Annotated in this window: 22 protein-coding genes and 3 pseudogenes; 15 read left to right on the plus strand and 10 right to left on the minus strand. The window is 35.9% G+C overall.

Annotated elements, in window-relative coordinates; translation table 11 throughout:
• Positions 1-9: 9 nt before the first annotated feature.
• On the plus strand, positions 10-372 hold the full coding sequence (locus tag CWATDRAFT_RS06045) for a hypothetical protein (protein WP_007304176.1): 363 nt from the start codon (positions 10-12) through the stop codon (positions 370-372).
• A gap of 53 nt (positions 373-425) precedes the next feature.
• On the opposite strand, the gene CWATDRAFT_RS06050 is transcribed toward CWATDRAFT_RS06045, so the two are convergent.
• Positions 426-767, minus strand: a complete 342-nt coding sequence (locus CWATDRAFT_RS06050) for a histidine triad nucleotide-binding protein (protein WP_007304177.1) — start codon at positions 765-767, stop codon at positions 426-428.
• A gap of 142 nt (positions 768-909) precedes the next feature.
• Here CWATDRAFT_RS06050 and CWATDRAFT_RS38280 point away from each other — a divergent pair, with 142 nt between their 5' ends.
• The 6 genes from CWATDRAFT_RS38280 (at position 910) to CWATDRAFT_RS06075 (ending at position 6,691) form a co-directional block, all read left to right on the plus strand.
• Positions 910-1,056 (plus strand): hypothetical protein, encoded by a 147-nt coding sequence (locus CWATDRAFT_RS38280; RefSeq protein WP_007309568.1) that lies wholly within the window; start codon positions 910-912, stop codon positions 1,054-1,056.
• Positions 1,057-1,167: 111 nt separating this feature from the next.
• On the plus strand, positions 1,168-4,194 hold the full coding sequence (sbcC, locus tag CWATDRAFT_RS06055; protein WP_007304178.1) for an exonuclease subunit SbcC: 3,027 nt from the start codon (positions 1,168-1,170) through the stop codon (positions 4,192-4,194).
• Between the two features lie 82 nt (positions 4,195-4,276).
• Positions 4,277-4,852: a Uma2 family endonuclease gene (locus tag CWATDRAFT_RS06060; RefSeq protein ID WP_007304179.1), complete on the plus strand. Its 576-nt coding sequence runs from the start codon at positions 4,277-4,279 to the stop codon at positions 4,850-4,852.
• A 36-nt stretch (positions 4,853-4,888) separates the two neighbouring features.
• On the plus strand, positions 4,889-5,464 hold the full coding sequence (locus tag CWATDRAFT_RS06065; RefSeq protein WP_007304180.1) for a Uma2 family endonuclease: 576 nt from the start codon (positions 4,889-4,891) through the stop codon (positions 5,462-5,464).
• A gap of 36 nt (positions 5,465-5,500) precedes the next feature.
• Positions 5,501-6,076: a Uma2 family endonuclease gene (locus CWATDRAFT_RS06070; protein ID WP_007304181.1), complete on the plus strand. Its 576-nt coding sequence runs from the start codon at positions 5,501-5,503 to the stop codon at positions 6,074-6,076.
• Positions 6,077-6,112: 36 nt separating this feature from the next.
• Positions 6,113-6,691 carry a Uma2 family endonuclease gene (locus CWATDRAFT_RS06075; protein ID WP_007304182.1) on the plus strand — a complete coding sequence of 193 codons (579 nt, stop codon included), beginning with the start codon at positions 6,113-6,115 and terminating at the stop codon, positions 6,689-6,691.
• Positions 6,692-6,772: 81 nt separating this feature from the next.
• Here the strand turns inward: CWATDRAFT_RS06075 and CWATDRAFT_RS06080 are convergent, their stop codons facing one another.
• From CWATDRAFT_RS06080 to CWATDRAFT_RS06095, 3 genes and pseudogenes are all read right to left on the minus strand, one after another.
• Positions 6,773-6,976 carry a DUF433 domain-containing protein gene (locus CWATDRAFT_RS06080; RefSeq protein WP_007304183.1) on the minus strand — a complete coding sequence of 68 codons (204 nt, stop codon included), beginning with the start codon at positions 6,974-6,976 and terminating at the stop codon, positions 6,773-6,775.
• A 531-nt stretch (positions 6,977-7,507) separates the two neighbouring features.
• Positions 7,508-8,149, minus strand: a pseudogene (locus CWATDRAFT_RS06090) (transposase).
• A gap of 64 nt (positions 8,150-8,213) precedes the next feature.
• Positions 8,214-8,795, minus strand: a pseudogene (locus tag CWATDRAFT_RS06095) (helix-turn-helix domain-containing protein).
• A 66-nt stretch (positions 8,796-8,861) separates the two neighbouring features.
• On the opposite strand from CWATDRAFT_RS06095, the gene CWATDRAFT_RS37055 reads away from it, so the two are divergent.
• Together CWATDRAFT_RS37055 and CWATDRAFT_RS06105 are read left to right on the plus strand one after the other, a co-directional pair.
• The gene (locus CWATDRAFT_RS37055) at positions 8,862-9,149 is read left to right on the plus strand and encodes a hypothetical protein (protein ID WP_007304185.1); all 288 of its coding nucleotides are present in this window, start codon (positions 8,862-8,864) and stop codon (positions 9,147-9,149) included.
• Between the two features lie 377 nt (positions 9,150-9,526).
• Positions 9,527-10,111 carry a PEP-CTERM sorting domain-containing protein gene (locus CWATDRAFT_RS06105; protein ID WP_232287020.1) on the plus strand — a complete coding sequence of 195 codons (585 nt, stop codon included), beginning with the start codon at positions 9,527-9,529 and terminating at the stop codon, positions 10,109-10,111.
• 206 nt (positions 10,112-10,317) lie between these two features.
• Here the strand turns inward: CWATDRAFT_RS06105 and CWATDRAFT_RS06110 are convergent, their stop codons facing one another.
• Positions 10,318-11,013, minus strand: a complete 696-nt coding sequence (locus CWATDRAFT_RS06110) for an aldehyde oxygenase (deformylating) (RefSeq protein ID WP_007304187.1) — start codon at positions 11,011-11,013, stop codon at positions 10,318-10,320.
• Positions 11,014-11,195: 182 nt separating this feature from the next.
• On the opposite strand from CWATDRAFT_RS06110, the gene CWATDRAFT_RS06115 reads away from it, so the two are divergent.
• Positions 11,196-12,041 (plus strand): alpha/beta fold hydrolase, encoded by an 846-nt coding sequence (locus CWATDRAFT_RS06115; RefSeq protein WP_007304188.1) that lies wholly within the window; start codon positions 11,196-11,198, stop codon positions 12,039-12,041.
• Positions 12,042-12,085: 44 nt separating this feature from the next.
• Here CWATDRAFT_RS06115 and CWATDRAFT_RS06120 read toward each other — a convergent pair whose 3' ends face one another.
• Complete coding sequence (locus tag CWATDRAFT_RS06120; RefSeq protein ID WP_007304189.1) at positions 12,086-12,931, minus strand: Hpt domain-containing protein; 846 nt, start codon at positions 12,929-12,931, stop codon at positions 12,086-12,088.
• A 180-nt stretch (positions 12,932-13,111) separates the two neighbouring features.
• On the opposite strand from CWATDRAFT_RS06120, the gene CWATDRAFT_RS06125 reads away from it, so the two are divergent.
• Complete coding sequence (locus CWATDRAFT_RS06125) at positions 13,112-14,737, plus strand: IS1634-like element ISCwa1 family transposase (protein ID WP_007304190.1); 1,626 nt, start codon at positions 13,112-13,114, stop codon at positions 14,735-14,737.
• A gap of 146 nt (positions 14,738-14,883) precedes the next feature.
• Here the strand turns inward: CWATDRAFT_RS06125 and CWATDRAFT_RS06130 are convergent, their stop codons facing one another.
• Positions 14,884-15,564, minus strand: coding sequence for an amino acid ABC transporter substrate-binding protein (locus CWATDRAFT_RS06130; RefSeq protein ID WP_198138934.1), 681 nt, complete (start codon positions 15,562-15,564; stop codon positions 14,884-14,886).
• A gap of 452 nt (positions 15,565-16,016) precedes the next feature.
• On the opposite strand from CWATDRAFT_RS06130, the gene metG reads away from it, so the two are divergent.
• Together metG and CWATDRAFT_RS06140 are read left to right on the plus strand one after the other, a co-directional pair.
• Positions 16,017-17,624 carry a methionine--tRNA ligase gene (gene metG / locus CWATDRAFT_RS06135; protein ID WP_007304192.1) on the plus strand — a complete coding sequence of 536 codons (1,608 nt, stop codon included), beginning with the start codon at positions 16,017-16,019 and terminating at the stop codon, positions 17,622-17,624.
• 133 nt (positions 17,625-17,757) lie between these two features.
• A pseudogene (locus CWATDRAFT_RS06140) lies at positions 17,758-18,359 on the plus strand (LabA-like NYN domain-containing protein).
• Between the two features lie 27 nt (positions 18,360-18,386).
• On the opposite strand, the gene CWATDRAFT_RS06145 reads toward CWATDRAFT_RS06140, so the two are convergent.
• A complete protein-coding gene (locus tag CWATDRAFT_RS06145; protein ID WP_007304195.1) occupies positions 18,387-19,922 on the minus strand; it encodes a bifunctional ADP-dependent NAD(P)H-hydrate dehydratase/NAD(P)H-hydrate epimerase in 1,536 nt (511 codons plus the stop codon).
• A gap of 145 nt (positions 19,923-20,067) precedes the next feature.
• Here CWATDRAFT_RS06145 and CWATDRAFT_RS06150 point away from each other — a divergent pair, with 145 nt between their 5' ends.
• Both CWATDRAFT_RS06150 and CWATDRAFT_RS06155 read left to right on the plus strand, forming a co-directional pair.
• A complete protein-coding gene (locus CWATDRAFT_RS06150) occupies positions 20,068-20,307 on the plus strand; it encodes a hypothetical protein (protein ID WP_007304196.1) in 240 nt (79 codons plus the stop codon).
• Complete coding sequence (locus tag CWATDRAFT_RS06155) at positions 20,288-20,569, plus strand: type II toxin-antitoxin system RelE/ParE family toxin (protein ID WP_007304197.1); 282 nt, start codon at positions 20,288-20,290, stop codon at positions 20,567-20,569. The genes CWATDRAFT_RS06150 and CWATDRAFT_RS06155 overlap by 20 nt, the downstream gene beginning before the upstream one ends.
• A gap of 711 nt (positions 20,570-21,280) precedes the next feature.
• Here the strand turns inward: CWATDRAFT_RS06155 and CWATDRAFT_RS06165 are convergent.
• Together CWATDRAFT_RS06165 and CWATDRAFT_RS06170 are read right to left on the minus strand one after the other, a co-directional pair.
• Complete coding sequence (locus CWATDRAFT_RS06165) at positions 21,281-21,922, minus strand: transposase (protein ID WP_007304198.1); 642 nt, start codon at positions 21,920-21,922, stop codon at positions 21,281-21,283.
• Positions 21,923-21,986: 64 nt separating this feature from the next.
• Positions 21,987-22,568, minus strand: coding sequence for a helix-turn-helix domain-containing protein (locus tag CWATDRAFT_RS06170; RefSeq protein WP_007303150.1), 582 nt, complete (start codon positions 22,566-22,568; stop codon positions 21,987-21,989).
• Positions 22,569-22,771: the final 203 nt, after the last annotated feature.

Below are 22,771 nucleotides of genomic sequence, written 5' to 3' on the forward strand. Positions count from 1 at the left end.
AGGTTTTTCATGTACTATTTACCTCAGCCTCCTTATTTCCTAATCTTTGCCGGTTTATTCATCGGTCTCACCTGTGGTTTAGCCTTTGAAGCTACCCTAAAGTCTCAAGTTAAAGCCATGTTGAATAAGCCAGCCGATCAAATGCTGAAAGGTTCTGGATTACAGTTACCTTTTTTTGGTATTTGTGTTGGTATTTGCGTATTTCTCTCTTCGGGATTAGAGATTTTTATTCTTAACCGTTGGCTATCTTATGGCCTGTCTTTACCCATGACTATTTTTATTGCTGCTTTAGTATGGATTCAACTAGCAAGCGTATTAAAACAGTTAAAAGAAGGCGGCTCAAAAGCGATTGACTTAGACGCTTTTTATTAATTAATTCGACTTATAAGATAGGTAGGGGTCAACGGCCGTTGACCCCTACTTTTTTAACCAGGGGGCCAGGATAAGGAACGACCTCCTAAAATATGTAAATGAAGATGATCCACAGTCTGTCCTCCATCATTTCCATTGTTAATAACCACGCGGTAACCATTGTTTAACCCTGCTTGTTGGGCAACTTTTTTCACAGTGACTAAAAGATGTCCTAAGAGGTTTTGATCATCTTCTTGCGCTTCTTCTAGTTTCGGGATAGGTTTTTTAGGGATAACTAAAATATGGGTGGGAGCTTGAGGGTTAACATCAGTAAAAGCTAAGCATAAATCATCCTCATAGACGATATTGGCTGGTATTTCTCGCCGAATAATCTTACCAAAGATTGTATCAGTCATTGTCTCATTCAATCACTAACAATTCTCTTATTTTATCATTTAGGGGCTTCCTCTCAAGCGATCGCATAACCTTATTCTGTATCTGGATCAAGTCAGGGACTATAATAGATAATTAAATAGTTTAACAGGAGAAGAATCAAACATGAATCAAGGTAAAATTGTTGCTGTTATTACCGGCGTAATTTCTATCTTTCTAGCAGTTGCTTATTTAGTTATCGTTCAATTACTGGACTTTCGAGGTGAAATGATTCCGGCACCAACCTTAGAGATGATCTTCAATCTTTTGTAAATTATCAATAATTGTAACAGTTTGCAGACATCCTCTAGGAGTTCTCAAACTTTTCTCGTTACACTGGATAACTATATCTGCGCACCTTCGCTTTTTTACGAATTTTTTGCTATGATTCCTTTGCAACTTACCCTAAAAAACTTTTTGAGTTATAGAGATATAATCCTTGATTTTCGGGGGTTACATACTGCTTGTATTTGTGGGGCAAATGGTGCAGGAAAATCATCATTATTAGAAGCGATAACTTGGGTTATTTGGGGAAAAAGTCGAACCGCTACGGATGAAGATATAATTCACACTACGGCAGACTATGTTAGGGTTGATTTCGAGTTTATTTGTTATGAACAAAGTTATAAGATTATTCGTAGTCGTCAAAGAGGTAAAAGTAATACTTTAGACTTTCAAATTAATAGTGGTGATGAGTTTATTTCTTTGAGTGGTAAAGGGGTTAGGGCGACTCAGGATATTATTATTGCTACCTTGAAATTAGATTATGATACTTTTATTAATTCAGCCTATTTACGTCAAGGAAGGGCTGATGAATTTATGTTACGGGGGGCAACAGATAGAAAAAAAGTTTTGGCAGAATTATTAAAATTAGAACAGTATCAACATTTAGCAGAAAAAGCCAAAGATTTATCGAAACAATATAAAGGGCAATCTGAACAACTCAAATTAAACTTAGATAGAGTTAAACAACAGATAGAAGAAAGAAAGAATATTAATAATCAGCAAAAATTTATTAATCAAGAAATTGACAAAATACAAAAATCACAACAAACAGATCAAGAAAAATTACAAACAATTAAACAAAAAAATAGTCATCGTCAAGCTTGGTTAGAACAATTTACATGGCATCAAAATAAACAAGATAATTTAGAGAAAGAAGCACATAAATTAGATAAAGAATCGGCTGAATTAGTTCATAAGATTAATAAGTCAGAAACTCTGATTAATCAAGAACAGGAAATTACTGAAAAATACGAAGAGTTATTAATATTACAAAAACAAGAAGAAACCTTATCCTATCAATTCCAAGTTTCACAGGAACTTCAACAGGAAAAACAAAAAATAGAACAAGAAATTTTCAGAAAAAATAATCAGTTACAATTACAAATTCGCCAAGAAAAAAACCGTTTAGAACAGTTAGAAGACAATGAAAAAGACTTACAAAAAATAATTGCTCAATCTGAGGAAATTAAGGAAGCAGTAGGAAAGTTAAATGATCATCGTAAACGTTTGAAAGAATTAGATAAACTACAACATAAAGTTACCCCCTTGTTGAAACAAAAACAAACTTTAGAAACAGAATTAGAAAAAATAAAAGCTAATTTAGAAGCAAAATTGGAACAATTTGAAAGTTTAGACACTCAGTATCATCAAGAATTGAAGAAAATTCCTGAAAGACGGCAACATCTTTTAGAGTTAGATGATAAGATACAAGAAATTGACAATCAAAAAGTTTATCAGCAAAGGGTTAAAGAAAAAGCTCAAGAAAGAAAATTGACACAAGAAAAATTAATAGTTAATAAACGCAACAATACAGAAAAAATAGAAGAATTACAGCAAAAAATAAACCTATTAAATAATCCAGACTCTGCTTGTCCTTTATGTGAGCAAGAATTAGATGAAAATCGCCGTAATAATGTTGTTGATAAGACTTATCAGCAACAGCAGAAACTGCAAGAACAGATTTGGTTTTTACAAGAGGAACTATCTGTTATTAAGCGGGATATTAAATCATTAAATATTGAAGATAAACAATTAGAAAATAAGCTGAAAAATTTGGGAAGTATTCAACAAGAATTTTCCCGAATAGAAGCACAACTTGATCAAGCAGGAGAGGTAAAAATTAAGTCAAAAAAACTACAAAAAGAAAAAGAATCTATTGAAAACTTAATCGCAACAGAAACCTATGGTATGGATATACAAAATGATATTAAAATCATTAATAAAAGACTAGAAGAACTGAATTATGATGAACAAAGTCATGGGTTAGCTAGGGGGGAAGTTGATCGGTTAAGATGGGCAGAAATTAAACAAGCTAGAATAGAAGATGCTATTCGTAATCAAAAGAAAATAGCTCAACAAAAATCAGAAATTATCACTAAAATTGAACAGTTAGAAAAGGAGATAACAAAACTAGAAACAGATTCAGAATTAAAACATAAAAGTAATAATATAGAAAATAAATTAAAGAGTTTAAACTATGATAGAGCTTATCATCAAAGAATTTCTAGTTATATTCGCAAATCTCAATCTTGTGTAGTTGATTACCAAAAATTGCAAGATATCAAACAACAATATCCTCAATTAAAAGAACAGTTAGAAGCTGTTAAATTGAAGATTAATAATAATCAAGAAGAACGAAAAGATACAGACAAGTTTATACAACAATTATCAACTCAATTAGAAACAATTGAAGATCATACAGAAGAGATTGAAAGATTAGAAACAAAACTAAAAGAACAAAGACAAATATTAGATAATTTACTCGCTGAAAAAGGAAGAATAGAACAATCTTTATCTCAACTGGAAAGCTTAAAAAAAGACCAAGAAGAACAAAAAGAACAATATAATCAGGTTCGTAAACAATATAGAGTTTATACAGAATTAACCAAAGCTTTCAGTAAAAACGGCATTCAATTATTAATGATAGAAAATGTTTTACCACAATTAGAAGCAGAAACAAATCAAATCCTATCACGATTAACAGGTAATCAATTTCATATTAGATTTGTGACACAACGTGCAGGAAAAAGTGGCAGTTCTAGGAAAAAATCTGCCAAGATGATCGATACATTAGATATTATTATTTCTGATACAAAAGGCAGTCGTGCTTATGAAACTTACTCAGGAGGTGAAGCTTTTAGGATTAACTTTTCTGTGCGTTTAGCATTAGCTAAATTATTGGCACAACGTGCCGGAACTACATTACAAATGTTAATTATTGACGAAGGTTTTGGAACCCAAGATACAGAGGGATGTGAACGTTTAATTGCAGCCATTAATGCTATTTCTTCTGACTTTTCTTGTATTTTAGCTGTCACCCATATGCCCCGATTTCAAGAAGCTTTTCAACATCGTATTGAAGTATATAAAACTAATCAAGGATCAAAAATAAATTTAGTTAGTTAGGTATCTTAAATATCTAATAGTGTTAAATTGATGATTTATTTGGTAAAATAAAATTAGAGCTTAATTATTGAGGTAAAAAAATATGATTAATCCTCTAGAAATCAACTGTGATTCTTTGCAGATGACAGATGAGCAATTTTTTCAACTGTGTCAAGACAATCGTGATTTAAGGTTTGAAAGAAATAGTAATGGAGATATATTAATTATGCCACCAACTGGAGGAGAAACAAGCAACCGTAATATTGAAATCTCTTATCAAGTTCAAGCATGGAGTCGCCAAAGTAAATTAGGGATTGCTTTTGATTCATCAGCAGGGTTTACACTCCCAAATAAGGCAGATAGATCCCCTGATGCGTCTTGGATACCTCTAGAAAAATGGAATAATTTAACTCCTCAACAGCGTCAAAAATTCTTACCTTTATGTCCTGATTTTGTCATTGAATTACGTTCTCCTAGTGATAGTTTAAAGACGTTACAAAATAAGATGAAAGAGTATCTAGAAAATGGGACAAAGTTAGGATGGTTAATTAATCCAAAAGCTAAACAAGTAGAAATTTATCGACAAGGAAAAGAAGTAGAAATATTAGATAATCCCACAACATTATCAGGGGAAGATGTATTACCTGATTTTGTGTTAGATTTAGAATTAATTTGGTAGAATAAAATTAGAGCTTAATTATTGAGGTAAAAAAATATGATTAATCCTCTAGAAATAAACTGCGATTCTTTGCAGATGACAGATGAACAATTTTTTCAACTCTGTCAAGATAATCGTGATTTAAGGTTTGAAAGAAATAGCAATGGAGATATATTAATTATGTCACCAACTGGAGGAGAAACAGGTAATCGAAATAGTTCAATAAATTATCAACTTTACGCCTGGAATCTTCAAAATAAATTAGGTATTACTTTTGATTCATCTACAGGTTTTAAGTTACCAAATAAGGCAGATAGATCCCCTGATGCGTCTTGGATACCTCTAAAAAAATGGAATAATTTAACTCCTCAACAGCGTCAAAAATTCTTACCTTTATGTCCTGATTTTGTCATTGAATTACGTTCTCCTAGTGATAGTTTAAAGACGTTACAAAATAAGATGAAAGAGTATCTAGAAAATGGGACAAAGTTAGGATGGTTAATTAATCCAAAAGCTAAACAAGTAGAAATTTATCGACAAGGAAAAGAAGTAGAAATATTAGATAATCCCACAACATTATCAGGGGAAGATGTATTACCTGATTTTGTGTTAGATTTAGAATTAATTTGGTAGAATAAAATTAGAGCTTAATTATTGAGGTAAAAAAATATGATTAATCCTCTAGAAATAAACTGTGATTCTTTGCAGATGACAGATGAACAATTTTTTCAACTCTGTCAAGATAATCGTGATTTAAGGTTTGAAAGAAATAGTAATGGAGATATATTAATTATGCCACCCACTGGAGGAGAAACAGGACATCGAAATCTAAAAATTATACAAAAACTTGCTAATTGGACAGATACAAATCAGAGAGGGATTGCATTTGATTCATCCACAGGTTTTAAGCTATCAAATGGTTCGGATAGATCCCCTGATGCGTCTTGGATACCTCTAGAAAAATGGAATAATTTAACTCCTCAACAGCGTCAAAAGTTCTTACCTTTATGTCCTGATTTTGTTATTGAATTACGTTCTCCTAGTGATAGTTTAAAGACGTTACAAAATAAGATGAAAGAGTATTTAGAAAATGGGACAAAGTTAGGATGGTTAATTAATCCAAAAGCTAAACAAGTAGAAATTTATCGACAAGGAAAAGAAGTTGAAATATTAGATAATCCTACAACATTATCAGGGGAAGATCTGCTACCTGATTTTGTGTTAGATTTAGAATTAATTTGGTAAAATGAGATTAGAGCTTAATTATTGAGGTAAAAAAATATGATTAATCCTCTAGAAATAAACTGTGATTCTTTGCAGATGACAGATGAACAATTTTTTCAACTCTGTCAAGATAATCGTGATTTAAGTTTTGAAAGAAATAGCAATGGAGATATATTAATTATGCCACCCACAGGAGGAAAAACAAGCAACAGAAATAGTTCAATCAATTATCAACTTTACGCCTGGAATCTTAAAAATAAATTAGGTGTTACTTTTGATTCTTCTGGAGGTTTTACATTACCAAATAAGGCAGATAGATCCCCTGATGCGTCTTGGATACCTCTAGAAAAATGGAATAATTTAACCCCTCAACAACGTCAAAAGTTCTTACCTTTATGTCCTGATTTTGTTATTGAATTACGTTCTCCTAGTGATAGTTTAAAGACGTTACAAAATAAGATGAAAGAGTATCTAGAAAATGGCACAAAGTTAGGATGGTTAATTAATCCAAAAGCTAAACAAGTAGAAATTTATAGACAAGGAAAAGAAGTAGAAATATTAGATAATCCCACAACTTTATCAGGGGAAGATATATTACCTAATTTTGTCTTAGATTTAGAATCAATTTGGTTGTAAAAATATTAATTTTTACAACCAAACCTTGACATTATAAATAATTCCGTAGGGCTTTAACAGTGTTAAACAGATCTTGATATATTATGCTGCTAATAATAAACAAGCTTGAATATCTTCAGCTTCTAAGTCAGGAAAATCAGCTAATATTTCTGATACTTCTACATTCAAAGCTAACATTTCTAAGATATCTGTTACCCTAATTCTCATACAACGAATACAAGGTTTTCCTCCACATTGTTGAGGTTTATAAGTAATTCTATTTAATAATTCTTGTTGTTGATTCATTGTAATATCTACCGTAGGGTGGGTTAGACGGGGATAATATAAATTATAACCAGTATTTAACTATCCGTCTTAACCCACCAATATACATAAATATTGTAGGTTTTTAACACTGTGTTTTACCCATCCTCTCATAATAACAATCTAGCTTAATCATAAAGGATTGGGCATAATATTATTATGCCCCTACAAGGTTTATAATTCAATTAAATATTGTTCTTTTCTACGGTATTCAGCAATTATTTTTTTTTGCGTTCTTTGAAATCGAATTAGTATTGATATCAGGAGAAAAATAGAACATACTAATGCGAATACTAACAGTAACACTGGGATAGCATCCACATTAATTTTGTTTGTAGTCCGGATTGAGTTAAGATATAGACTTAAGCCTCCTAGTGATGCACCAGATACTATTGTTAGTAAAATAGTAAGGTCTATGATCATCCGATTAAATCCTTTTTTTACCATTGCCAAAATTATTCTAGAAATTCCTAAATAAATTACTAGTGCAGCTTAGCAAAAATAATCCACCAGTCACTTATGATCTTTAAAGCCCTTAAATTTCCAAACGAACGGCTTAGCAAAATGTTGATTAAAGTAATCAATAAAATTGAGAATTTTTTGGGATAGTTCTTCAGTTGAACGGACAGTAATTCTTTTGAGTAAACGCCTGACTAAGATCTAAAACCAACACTCAATTTGATTAAGCCACGATGTATGTTTGGGAATATAAACAAAGCGAATTCGATGAGATTCATCTGATAAAAAATCTGCTCTGCTGTCCATAGATTGCAAAATCCCCTCCTTTCCTTTTCTCCCCAAATCAATAGTAATTCCACAGCTTTCTGCTACTAATTTGACTAAGCTTTCCGATTTATGAGTGTTGAGTTTATCTACAATAAAAATCCATTCTGCTTTTTCATCAATCTTAATCGTTCTCTGGATATGTTCAGAAAAATCTTGTTCTGTTCTTGTCGGTCCAATAGAGGGACTAACAACTTTTCCTCTTGCCACATCCCAGTTCGCAATCAAGCTTAAAGTTCCGTGTCTTTCATATTCAAATTCGATTTTTTCTACTTGTTTAGGCTTGATTCTTTTGTTCGGAAATAATCTCTCAAGAGCTTGAATCCCTGTCATTTCATCTGTACTAATTAAATGAATTCCTTGTTCTAACAAAGTTTTAGCTTCTTGATGAAGTTCACAGATATATTTGACTTGCTTTTTAAATTTTAAGGGATCATCAATTTTGGCATTTAACCAGTAACGAACGAGATGTGGTTGTAATGTCGCTTCCTTTTAAAAAACGCCCCACACTACGGGGGGAAATCTTTTCGACAATTCCTCTTTTTATGGCTTCATCCGCCAACTCTGAAGGTGTCCAATGGCTCACTGGTCTGTCTGATTTTTCACATTCTTCACAAGCGATCTCTACAATCTGGACTACTTGTTCGACCGTAAAGGATTTTGTTGTTCCAGGTCTTGGGCGATCGCTTAAAATTCCTTTGATCAAGACCATTAATGCTTTCTCCGTTACCTGTTGTTCTTCGGCGGCACTCAGTTTTTCTCTCTCCTCAAACCATCGCGATCGCCACTGACGCACTTGTACTCGGTCTAATTCTAATCTTCGACTAATCGAACTATTGCTCTCTCCTGATGCTGCGGCTAAGATTAGCTTGGCTCGTCTAACAAGGCGATAGGGGTTTGTTGTCCCTCTCACTATTTGTTGGAGTACTGTTTTCTATAGGTTGGAGAGGTTAATTGGCAATGCTTTTATCATGGACATCAACTTCGAGATTCTTCCGTTAGTTTCATTGAAACACATTGTCGTGGCTAGTCACGAAAATTTCTGTAAAAATCTGGTAGATTACTTTCGCCAAGCTGCACTAGTATGTTCAGACCACAACCTAAACAGAAAAGAAGGACCCCAGAATGGATCAACGCAGGAACCGGATTAATAGGAATAGCGATAACAATAGTTGCCCTCATCGTATCAATGCAAGGGAACCTTACCAAGCTAAGGGCTGACAGCGAGATGATTAAGCAAGATATTAGTGAAATCAAGGGGCAAATATATCCTCGAACCGAAGCAGAAGCACAATTTAACGCACTTCAAAACGAGTTCCAATCAGGCGATCGCCTACTAGAAGAGAAGATTAAACACCTTGAACAGCCATAGACCGAAACTCGTATTACACGAGTCTGTCATAGATTCGTGTCTATATACTACAAACCAGAAAGCAGAAAAACCATATTACAACCCCAAAAACATAAGTACAAATATCTATCTAAAATCTAAAGCGTTTATTAAGGTGCGAATATTAGCCCCTGAAACGTATTCTATATCAGCACTTCCCTACTCTTCCCTCATCTTCCCACTTAAGTCTTTGTGATCTCAATCCCAATAAATCTTACAAAGAATTCGGAGCGCCTCTTGCTTCATCCCTTAATACCGGTGTGGTAGGGGGTCAACGGGAGATGCTCGTTGTTTCTCCTGGACTTGCTGGAAATCCTGGTTTTGACCTGATATCTGACGCGGGTGCTAATCCTGGCGTATTGACCTATGATTCTGGTCCTCTTTCTAGCAACATTGCTACTTCCATTGTGCGCTGGGATGGAACCCAAGCAAATGCAATGTTGGAAGATATCTCACTCGATTTTGATCTTGATGATGGTATCGGAGACCCTGGGTTTGATGCAACCGGCATGGGTATGAACAATGCCTTTATCTGGGAGGGATTTGACTTAGATGTTGCTGACGGGGGCGGATCAACTTTCCTCAAAATGAGAGCTTATAGTGGGACTTCAGCCACAGAGCTTGTCTCGGAGTTGATTCTTGAACTTAATGAAGATACCATCGCTGACTTGTTGATCTTTAGGTTTGATGATTTTGACAGCATTGCGACGACGATCGCTCCAGGGGATGCCATGTTGATGGGGGCAGACTTTACTGCTTTAACCGCTATTGAATTCGAGATTATGGCTCCAGGAACCACAGACGTTACCTTAAACTTGCTAGAATCTGGTGATGCCGGAGGTAATCCTAGTGGTCCTCAGGATGTTCCTGAACCTGGTATGGTTATGGCTTTGGCTACTCTTGGCTTAACTGGTTTATTAGCTAAAAGAAAAAAAGCTAACTAGGATTTTTTGTAAGTAGAGAGTTAATTATTAATTCTCTACTTTTTTTTCATAAACATTCTACAGAAATATAGAGATTCCTCGTTCCTCGGAATGACAATTTAGAAAGATAAATTATCTATTGATAAGAATATGGGATAAGACCTAGCAATAGCTGAGTTTTATCCCATATTTTTCAAAGAGTTTTTATCCTTGAATCTTGTACTGTTTTAAACAGCAGCTAATCCATGAGCGGACATTTTCATGATCTCACGAGTAGAGAAACCAATATTACCTAAAGCTTCTCCATAGCTAATCATAAAGTCTTCCACTAAAGCCTCTTTTTCCATTCCTAGAATTTCGGCATCGTCTTCGACTTCGTTGAGCATTTGCCAAACAATGGGTAAATTTTCTTTATTGGCTTGTTCTAGTTCTGCTTTAGAGGCTTCAAAATTCTCTTTTAACCAAACTTCCCCAAAGTTGAGGTGACTGTATTCATCTTTGACTACATTTTCCGTGATTTTACGAGCAAAGGGATCAGCCACGGGAATATAGATATTATAAGCAGCGATCGCAAAAGCTTCGATAATCAAAGATTGAATCAATAAACAAGTCACAATTTTGCCTTCGGCCTTAGCAGTTTGAAAGTTGCCATGAAGTTGGGAGAAAAATCGTTCAGCATAGTCCATATCTGGAGTAACCTTCAGATTTTTGCCACAAGCTTGAAAGCCTTTTTTATGACGGTTTTCCATCTTAGAGAGACGAATTAACTCATCCTTGTCTCCTGGAAGAAGTTCGCCCATATCAATGTAATTTTCGTAGGCTTCTTGTTCTCCTTCAATGACAATAGCGTTGATGCGACTGTAAGCATCTTTATAAGTTTCGCTGTTAAAATCAAGTTCTGAGCGTACGGCAAGCTCTTGCATAAGCTATTTTATCTCCTTTGTTTTATGAACTAAGTTCGTGATTAAATGGGTTTCCCTAATTAGGTTAACGCAACTGACGATGTTAAGTATCGGTCAAGGGTTAGTAACCTTCGGCTATTGTCCATCTTATAAGTTCTCCTCTAAATGTATACACTTTAGGCAGAAAAGACAATTCAACAGATATGATCACAGAACACACAATCACGATTGGTTCCTTAGAATGGTTTTATCGGGAAGTTACCCCCAATAACCCCAACAATAAACCCCCAGTGGTTTTGCTTCATGGTTTGCCCAGTCATAGTTATATTTGGCGCAGGGTGATGGATAATTTAGGAGAGCAGGGGTTTCGGGCCATGGCCCCTGACTGGATCGGTTCGGGGTTTTCTGCTAAACCAGATAAAAGGGACTTCCCCTATACCTCAGATGCTTATGAGAAGGCGTTAGGTGAGTTTCTCGCAGGGTTAAAACTAGATCAGGTATCTTTAGTTGTGCAAGGGTTTTTGGCTTCTGTAGCCATCCAATACGCTTTTAACCATAGCCATACCATCCATCGCTTAATTGTCCTCAATACCCCTTTATCCCCTGAGATTAAACTCCCTTGGTTAATGCAGCAATGGACTATTCCCTTTGTGGGGGATATGGTGACTCAAGATCCCTTATTGGTGGATCGTACCCTGGAAAAAGGCAGTGGTTTTGTCATCGAAGACCAAGATTTAGATATTTTTCGAAAACCCTATCTAAAAAGTTCCGCGGTGGGACGAGCTTTGTTAACCACCACGAAAAATCTCAAACTATCTCAAACCATGAAAGACATAGAAAAGGGGTTTTCTGCTTGGGATGTTCCCACCTTGATGCTTTGGGGTATGGCCGATCCCTGGTTATCGGCGGATATTCCTGAAAAATTGACAGCTAACGCTTCTAATATTGAGATGGTGAAATTAGATGAGGCGAAACATTATCCTCAAGAACACTGGCCCAAAGAAGTTAGCGAAGAAATTATTACTTTTTTGCGTCGTCAAGTTGTATAAAATTACTGTCAGGTGGGCAATGCCCACCCTACTTCTGACTTCTGCTATAAAGCTTGAGCTAAATTAGATAACTGTTGACTATTTAAAACTTTACGTAACGTCTCGGCAATATGATGGGGATCTAAACTAACTAAAATATAGGGTAATTGAGCTTCAGCTAATTGTTCTAAAGCGTCACCAGTATTGACTTTGTTTTCTTGTTTTAGTTCAATATAATCGCTATTTTGTTTTAATTCTTTAATAATAACAGGGGCAAGAGTAGCGTAGGAATGTTGAGGGTTGCCAATAGCTGATGAGGCAGTTTGGGTTAAATCTTGCCAACTTTTAACCTTTGGGAAAAGTTGACCTAACTGACCACATAATTTTTGGAGACTTTGGCGACTTTTTGTGTTTGCTTTTTTCTGAAACAGGGATAACATTTCGGTCAATAATGCTCTTACCTGAGCAAAAACATCTTCATTACTAGAACTGTCTTCGTTATCCAGAATTTTGGTCAAATAGGCTTGAAGTTCTTTAAAAAAAGGTTCTGCTTCCTCAACAATTTTATTCGCTTCCTCTGGGTTGAGTCCAAAAGTTCCTTGGAGTTTTTCAATTAGACTCTGTAAAACATCGTATCCCTTTAAGAATAAAGATTCTAACTTTTGATCCGTAGTAATCTTATTTTCTCTGAGAATTTTAAAAGAATCTTCTAAGCGGTGAGCAATTTTTTGAATACTACTATAACCTAACATGGCGGCTCCCCCTTTAATTGAATGTGCCGCCCGAAACATCTCGTTAAGTCGTTCTTGATCTTCTACCACAGCAGATAGTTCTAACAGTCCCGTTTCCAGGGTTTCTAGATGTTCTTTGGCTTCCTCAATGAAATAACCCAGTATTTTTTGTTGATCCACAATAGTTCCCCCCTATGAGCCTTGAGCGTATAATGTTATATCCCAGATTCCGCACTTCAAAAAGTAGCATTAAATACTACAAGCCTGGGGTTAATAATTAAGTATAATTGCTTAAGCCCTTGAAGACAAAAAAGTGGGATAATTGTTTAAGTTGTTTCCTCTGTAAAAAAAGAGCGAAAAATGTCTTATTTAGAAGAAATACAAGTTAAAAATTTAGACCATTTAGGGATAGTAGCTGGTTTAATTGATGAAATAGGAATAGTCAAAATAATTAATAATAAATTAGGAATAGATGTTAGAGAAAAAATCTCAGCAGGTACAGTAGTTAAGTCTATTTTAATCAATGGACTAGGATTTGTTTCAAGACCTCTATATTTATTCAGTCAGTTTTTTCAAGATAAAGCTATTGAGAAATTGTTAGGAGAAAGAATTAAACCTGATTACCTTAATGATGATAAAATTGGGAGAGTAATGGATGAATTATATAAATATGGACTAAATGATATTTTTATTGAAGTAGTTTTAGAAGTAATTAAAAAATTTAAAATAGACCTTAAATACTCCCATTTAGATTCCACATCATTTCATTTAGATGGAGAATATAAAAGGGAAGAAGATAAAGAGAAACAGGAAGAAGAAAAAATTATTAAAGAAAGACCAATTTTTATTAAGAAAGGATATTCTCGGGATCATAGACCAGACTTAAAACAATGTGTCTTGGATTTAATAACAAGCCAAGATGGAGATATTCCATTATTTGTGAGAGTAGGAGATGGAAATGAATCTGATAAATCTGTATTTGGAAAAGTTTTAGTAGAATTCAAAAAGCAAATAAAGTTTGATAGTATCATGGTTTGTGATAGTGCTTTATATGGTCAAGAAAATCTCCAACTAATCCAACATTTAAAATGGATAACGAGAGTTCCAATGACCATAAAAAAAGCAAAAGAATTAGTGCAAAATATAGAGGTGGAAGAAGTAAAAGATGAAGATAAAGAAAAAAGAAGTGACCTAAATTTAGAAAGTTATACCTGGAAAGAAGAAATTGTTACTTATGGTGGAATCAAGCAAACTTGGTTAATAGTCTTGAGTGAAAAAAGACAGAAAAGTGATTTGGAAAAACTAGAAAAACAACTTTCCCAAGAAGAGAAGAAATCCCAAAAATTTCTTAAAGAAATACAATCTGAAGAATTTGAACATCCTCAAGCTGCTCGATATAAATTAAAAGCTATTAATAAAAAATTGAGATTGTTGGAAATAAAAGAAGTTGAACTGACTGAAACTTACTCGAAAAAAAAGGAAAAGATTTATAAAATGATTAGTCTGATCATCAAAAAAGATGAAGAGATAAGTAGAAAGACTAAAGAAGCAGGAAAATTTATTTTAGCAACTAACTTAGTAGAGGAAAATAAATTAGAAGCTAGTGAAATTCTGATAACTTATAAAAACCAGCAATCTACGGAAAGAGGATTTCGATTTTTGAAAGATCCCTTATTTTTTACTGATAGTTTCTTCGTTGAAAAACCAGAAAGAATAGAAACAATGTTATTTTTAATGTCTTTGTGTTTGTTGATTTATAACTTGGGGCAAAGAGAATTAAGAAATTGTTTAAAAAGAGTCAAAAAAGGAATAAATAATCAAGTAGGGAAAGTAACATTGCGTCCGACTTTGAGGTGGATATTTCAATGTTTTCAAGGTATTCATTATGTGATTTTAAACGGAGTTGAACAAATTGTCAATTTAACAGAAGAAAGGCGTTTTATATTGAGTTTATTACCTGCATCTTGTCAAAGATATTATCTATAAATTGAATTGGATAAAGCAAAAATAATAAAAGAATAAGAGTCTAATGATATCAAATGAGAAGAGGAAACTCTCCTTCGTTTGTGCTGAGTCTTGCTAAGTTTTCAATGAGTATAAATCTTCTTAATTTGATTATTTTTCCTAAAAATTTAATGAAAAGAGAAATATTCTTGCCCAGGTATGATTTTCGGACTTTTTAAAACTATGTATTTTTTTATACTACATTTTGAAGTGCGGAATCTGGGTTTCAAAGCTTCGAGAAGAATACCATCACCAGCATAACCATCGATAACCCCTTGTTGGAGTTTCGCAAAGCCATCGCTGCGACTGTTGACTACAATTACTTGTAAGTCTGGGGCAAGGGTTTTGAGAACTGCTTCATTAGTGGTATTAGCTTCCAAACCGATCCTTTTTGTTTTCAGTTCCTCCACAGAATCAATGGTGACTCCTTTTTTGACCAGAACTTGTGTTCCTGTGACAAAATAGCTGATAGAAAAATCAATATATCTTTCTCGGTTCCAGGTAAAGGAAGTCGGACCGCAAGAAATATCTACCTTTCTATCTCGAACATGATCTAAAAAGTTTTGAGTGTCAACTTCAACTAATTCAAGTTTTATGGGTTTGTCTAGGGCGGTTTCCACCTGACTTTGAATGACTCTCATAATATCGATACTATAGCCGACCCATTCCCCTTTTTCGTTAACATAACCAAAGGGTTTCGCGTCTTTCCAAGCCCCCGCACGAATAGTTCCTGTTCGCTCAATACGTTGTAAAATAGGTTCGGCGACCGATTTTAATGGCACTGCGACTAAGGCCAGAGAAAGCATCATTCCTAGAATTTTTTTCATCTTTTTTTTCCAGTTAGGATTGCCTAAAATATCCGATCTTTTAATTTTTATGAGTTCTTTTTTCGGGAGAAATTTAACGGCAGTTTACATGATTGCATTTTTAAGATACACCAAAAATCAATAAAATTCATCCTACGATACCATAAAACATTATTTGCAAGATATCTATACGCTTTGTGCATTGCTGCTCTTTTTTGAAAAAAGATGACACAATAATAAGTTTTTAATGAGAATTGTAACTATAACTTACTATTGCTTAAGATGTCTTAACATAGGGTTCTTAAGATTCTTTTTATTGGAATAAGGGATATAATTGGGTTAATGATTAAACAATGATACGCAAAAAAAATAACCAGAATTAATCCTTAGCAAACATTATCCCCAGTTAGAGGGGACTTTAAGGATAGTCTTGATTAAAAGCCCCTTAATTTATAATGACCTCAAAAACAACAAAGCCTAAAAAATTTGCTTTAACCACGCCCTTATATTATGTTAACGGAGTTCCCCATATTGGTAGTGCGTACACCACCATTATCGCCGATGTCATTGCTCGCCATAAAAGATTAATAGGTGATGAGGTTCTTTTAATCACGGGAACCGATGAACATGGGCAGAAAATACAGCGAACCGCCGAAGAAAAAGGACTAGCACCCCAAAAGCACTGTGATGAGATAGTGAGCAGTTTTGAGGAATTATGGCAGAAGCTAGAAATTCAATACGATCGCTTTAGTCGTACCACTGCCAGTAAACATGAAGTAATTGTTAAGGAATTTTTCGAGAGAGTTTGGGAGAACGGGGATATTTACTTAGCCCAACAACAAGGATGGTATTGTGTTGCTTGCGAAGAATTTAAAGAAAAACGAGAATTATTAGAAGATGGTTGTTGTCCCATTCATACTAACAAAAAAGCAGAATGGCGAGACGAAGAAAACTATTTCTTTAAACTGTCTAAATATCAAACAAAATTAGAGGAACTCTACGAAAAAAATCCTCAATTTATCCAACCAGAGAGCCGCCGCAACGAAATTCTCAACTTTGTTAATCAAGGTTTACAAGACTTTTCCATATCTCGCGTCAATTTGGAGTGGGGTTTTCCCATCCCCAAAGATCCTAGTCATACCATTTATGTGTGGTTTGATGCCCTTTTAGGCTATGTGACGGCCTTACTCGAACCAGAGGCCGAACCTACTCTAAATAATGCCTTATCGACTTGGTGGCCGATCAATTTGCATTTAATTGGTAAAGATATTTTACGCTTCCATGCTATCTATTGGCCAGCTATGTTAATGTCAGCAGAATTGCCTTTGCCAGATAAAGTTTTTGGTCATGGTTTTTTGACAAAAGATGGGCAAAAAATGGGCAAAACCCTGGGAAACACATTAGATCCCTTTGCATTAGTGGATAAATATGGTGCTGATGCAGTGCGCTACTATTTCTTAAAAGAGATAGAATGTGGAAAAGATGGAGACTTTAACGAGACTCGTTTTGTTAATATCCTTAACGCCGATCTCGCTAACGATTTAGGGAATTTGCTCAACCGAACCTTAGGAATGACCAAAAAATACTGTAAAGGTTCATTACCGGAGCTTACAGCAGCAGAATTACCCCAAGAACATCCCCTAAAAACCATAGGCTTAACTCTAGGGGAAAAGGTAATAAAAGCCTATGAAACCCTCAAATTTAACGAGGGATGTGAGGAGATTTTAACCTTGATCCGAGCAGGGAATAAATTCATCGATGAACAGGCCCCTTGGCGTTTGTTTAAAGAAGGAAAACAGGCCGAAGTAGAACAGATTTTGTATGGAGTGTTAGAATCAGTGCGTCTTGCTGCTTATTTATTAGCTCCTATTATTCCTAATCTCAGTAGCAAAATCTATGAACAACTTGGTTTTTCTGTGGACTTTAATCAAAGCGATCGCCTAAATCAAGTTATTCCTTTTACTCACCATAGCCAATGGGGCAAGCTAGCGGTTAATCAAAACCTAAGCAAACCGCAGCCCATTTTTGCTAAACTCGATCTTCCCTCAGAGGAGAACCCTTAACAATTGAAAAAATTAACATTTTTTCTATTTTTGTATTGAAAACAACCACTATTTTACGATGAAATACAAACCCGAACTCACTAATAATTTTCATAGTCCGTCCTTTTTTGACGAGCAACGAGGCATAACAACAATGTATGATGATTTTGACGATGATTCGATTTTCTCCCCGGAACAAGTCTTAGAAAATCGAGGAAGAGTGGCCATTTTTATCGATGGTTCTAATCTCTTCTACGCTGCATTACAATTAGGTATAGAAATCGATTATACGAAGCTCCTTTGTCGTTAACAGAGGGTTCTCGCCTTCTCAGAGCCTTTTTCTACACAGGGATGGATCGCACCAACGAAAAACAACAAGGGTTCTTATTGTGGATGAGACGCAACGGTTATCGCGTCATTGCCAAAGACTTAGTGCAACTGCCCGATGGCTCGAAAAAAGCTAATTTGGACGTAGAAATAGCCGTGGACTTGATGGCCCTAGTGGGTTCCTACGACACAGCCATTATTGTCAGTGGAGACGGAGACTTAGCTTATGCGGCGGACTCGGTTAGTTATCGTGGGGCCCGCATCGAAGTTGTTAGTTTGCGCTCAATGACCAGTGATAGTTTAATTAATGTTGCTGATCGCTACATTGATCTAGATCAAATAAAAGAGGATATTCAAAAAACCCGAAAGCCTAACATATCCTATAACAGTTACTCCGGCGTGGGAATGCTTGAACAAAATAAACCTTAGTCGAGATAATAAGATCTAATATCTTTTCTAAAAAATAGTATGAAGATATTGGCTAAGAGTTCCGGCATCAACTCCTAACTCGCTGCGCTCTTTGGCCGCTAAAATAGCAGCTTGAGCGTGCCACCAGGCAGCCGTTGCCACCATCGCCTCTAGAGTGTGATTGGTGGTTTTGTTTTGGGCTAATAGTCCCCCGATCAAACCAGTCAACACATCCCCACTGCCCCCTCTAGCTAAGGCCGGGGTACTTTCGGGAATTATCCAAATTTTGCCTTGAGGGTTGGCAATAATGGTTCTGGCTCCTTTTAACAAAATAATCGCTCCGCTTTGACTAGCGGCCTGTTTAGTGGCGCTTATTCTATCCTTTTCGGGGTTATGGATATCAGGAAAAAGACGCTTAAACTCCCCTAGATGGGGGGTCAAAACCGTAGCATTTTGCCGTTTAGATAAACGGTTTACCGTTCCCAGTTGGGCCAGGATGTTAAGTGCATCGGCATCTAAAACTAGGGGACATTTTGCTTCTAATACCCTAGTTACCACCTCCGTTGCTTCTCTGGTTAACCCTGGACCACAGGCAATGATATCATAGGAAGCGAAGTCTGTTGCAAGTGGGGGTAATGAGGCAATCACCCCCTTTTCTGACACAGGACAGTCAATCACCAAACCATCAGGAATTTTACCAACTAGCAGAGGTTTCAGGGACTCAGGCACCGCAACGGATAACATCCCCACACCGCTTGCTTTAGCCCCATTACTGCTCAAAATACTCGCCCCTGCGTAGCGATGGGAACCGGCAATGAGCAGTAAATGGCCTTGTTGATATTTATGGGTAAGTTGGGGACGGGGTAAGGGTAAAAACCCTAGTGCTAGGGTTTTGTGCAAAAGTTGTAGGGGAATGGGTTGGGGAATAGTTGAAAAGATATCTTTTAAGGGAATACCAAAATCGATTTTTTCAGCTATACCGGTGTAAGCTAAAGCTTGATCCTGAAAATAAACTGGTTTCCACAACCCCAAACAGAGACTATGAGTTGCTTTAACTGCTGTACCTAGCACTTCTCCGGTATCGGTGTGTAACCCAGAGGGAATATCAACACTCACCACAGGGATCGACCATTGATTGAGACGATCTACATCTATTGCTAGATTACCAGACAGCGGTCGCTTGAGTCCAAAACCAAATAAACCATCAATAATTAATTGACAATGGTTCAAAGATTCGAGATCGTTATGGTAAGGAATGCCCAAACTATGGGCATAGTTAGCGTGTTGTTGGGTTAACTCTTTTAGTTTGGTGAAGGGACAATAGACACAGACATCATAACCCTGTAGATGTAATTCCCTGGCAATAACCAAAGCATCTCCCCCATTATGACCCGGGCCGACTAATACCCCAACTTTGTCAACAGTATGGAGAGGATAAAGCTGTTGAATACGTTGGGAGGTTAACAGTGCCGCTTTTTCCATTAAAGCAGCTACTGGCATACCCCCCGCAAAAATTTTACCCTCAATGTTGGCCATTTGTTCGGTGGTAACAACAATAGAATTAAGTTCTTGTCTGGGTTCCATAAGTTTTCTGTAATATGGTGATTCCTATTATTAATTTATGTATCAATTAAGTTCTAGATTAGGAAAAAAGTTAAGCAAAAATTAATTTTCTTAGAAGAAAAGAATTTTTATAATACTCAATAGATAAACAATAATCTCTAAGAAAATGGCCACAGCTTACTTTCAAAATCTAATTGAATCCATTGAAACCTTGTCAATTGAGGATCAAGATTATTTGTTTGATTTAATCCGCAAAAGACGCATCGAAAAAAGACGCTCAGAAATTGCTGATAATGCTCAAGCTATTTTAACTGATTTACAAGAGGGAAAAGCTAAAATTGGCACAGTGGATGATTTAATTGCAGATTTGTTAGAGGAGGAGGATGATGAGAGTAGTTTGGAATAGTCATTTTAGACGAGCTTTTAAGAAATTGATTAAAAAGACTCCTGAACTACAAAATAAAATTACGAGTGTTTTAAGCTTATTAGCTAAAGATCCTTTTACTCCGTCTTTAAAGTCTCATAAATTAACGGGGAAATTAAATGATTTGTGGTCTTGTTCTGTTAGTTATGATTGTCGTATTATTTTTATCTTTTCTCAGGATGAAGACTCAGAAGAATCTTTAATTATCCTAGTGGATATTGGCTCACATGACGAAGTTTATTAATTTTAATTTTAATTATAATCAAATAGCTATTGATCATTGAATGTTTTGTCTTTAGAATTGATTAGCTGCATTACCTTTCGTTAACGTACCCTAGAGACTTGGATAATATAGGTTGGTTTGAGCAAAGAAACCCAACCTACAAAATCAGTGGTTTCACAATAGGGAAAAGGCGACACTCTAAGGTCACTCAATCACAATATCTTTGAAGCGAACATAAGCATCACAGCTATAGCCACAGAAACTAACAACCACCCCAGAAAAGTATCCTACACCTTGGGGGATACCCGTTGTAGGTTGTGATAACTTTCACTCCTATTCCCTGAGGTAGTACCAGGGTATGAAATTTATTTGTTTCCCCTCCACCTCCGACGCGGACAGTTGGCAGATACCTTGATCCATCAGGACCATATGCTGGGGATGCGTCATAATTTGGACTTTGGACAAAAAAAGTCCAATCATAATGTGACCCATAGACACTAATATCCTCGTCTTTATTAACCGCAGTCAATAATGTTTCGCAAGAGACTACGCTGGAGAAAACGCGACTGCATCTGAGTAACTTCCCTCTAATACGATAGCCGCTGCGACGAGATAGATATTCGTCAATTGCTGACGGACTCAGTCCAGTATTATTACCTTGCGAAGTTCCAGGTTGTATCAACTCACCGCAGACATTGCCACTAGTGCAGCTTAGCAAAAATAATCCACCAGTCACTTATGATCTTTAAAGCCCTTAAATTTCCAAACGAACGGCTTAGCAAAATGTTGATTAAAGTAATCAATAAAATTGAGAATTTTTTGGGATAGTTCTTCAGTTGAACGGACAGTAATTCTTTTGAGTAAACGCCGGACTAAGATCGAAAACCAACACTCAATTTGATTAAGCCACGATGTATGTTTGGGAATATAAACAAAGCGAATTCGATGAGATTCATCTGATAAAAAATCTGCTCTGCTGTCCATAGATTGCAAAATTCCCTCCTTTCCTTTTCTCCCCAAATCAATAGTAATTCCACAGCTTTCTGCTACTAATTTGACTAAGCTTTCCGATTTATGAGTGTTGAGTTGATCTACAATAAAAATCCATTCTGCTTTTTCATCAAACTTAATCATTCTCTGGATATGTTCAGAAAAATCTTGTTCTGTTCTTGTCGGTCCAATAGAGGGACTAACAACTTTTCCTCTTGCCACATCCCAGTTCGCAATCAAGCTTAAAGTTCCGTGTCTTTCATATTCAAATTCGATTTTTTCTACTTGTTTAGGCTTGATTCTTTTGTTCGGAAATAATCTCTCAAGAGCTTGAATTCCTGTCATTTCATCTGTACTAATTAAATGAATTCCTTGTTCTAACAAAGTTTTAGCTTCTTGATGAAGTTCACAGATATATTTGACTTGCTTTTTAAATTTTAAGGGATCATCAATTTTGGCATTTAACCAGTAACGAACGAGATGTGGTTGTAATGTCGCTTCTTTTTAAAAAACGCCCCACACTACGGGGGGAAATCTTTTCGACAATTCCTCTTTTTATGGCTTCATCCGCCAACTCTGAAGGTGTCCAATGGCTCACTGGTCTGTCTGATTTTTCACATTCTTCACAAGCGATCGCTACAATCTGGACTACTTGTTCGACCGTAAAGGATTTTGTTGTTCCAGGTCTTGGGCGATCGCTTAAAATTCCTTTGATCAAGACCATTAATGCTTTCTCCGTTACCTGTTGTTCTTCGGCGGCACTCAGTTTTTCTCTCTCCTCAAACCATCGCGATCGCCACTGACGCACTTGTACTCGGTCTAATTCTAATCTTCGACTAATCGAACTATTGCTCTCTCCTGATGCTGCGGCTAAGATTAGCTTGGCTCGTCTAACAAGGCGATAGGGGTTTGTTGTCCCTCTCACTATTTGTTGGAGTACTGTTTTCTGTAGGTTGGAGAGGTTAATTGGCAATGCTTTTATCATGGACATCAACTTCGAGATTCTTCCGTTAGTTTCATTGAAACACATTGTCGTGGCTAGTCACGAAAGTTTCTGTAAAAATCTGGTGGATTACTTTCGCCAAGCTGCACTAGCTATCTTCAACAAATTAATATAAACCCGTTTCCAATATTACCTTATCGTAAATATCTATCATATTAATCGGTATTTGTGTTCTGATTCGAGAGATTAGTATAATGAAATCTGAATCTAACTAGGGTTTGCTGAAAAAG

The sequence above is a fragment of the Crocosphaera watsonii WH 8501 genome, assembly GCF_000167195.1.
Lineage (GTDB): Bacteria > Cyanobacteriota > Cyanobacteriia > Cyanobacteriales > Microcystaceae > Crocosphaera > Crocosphaera watsonii.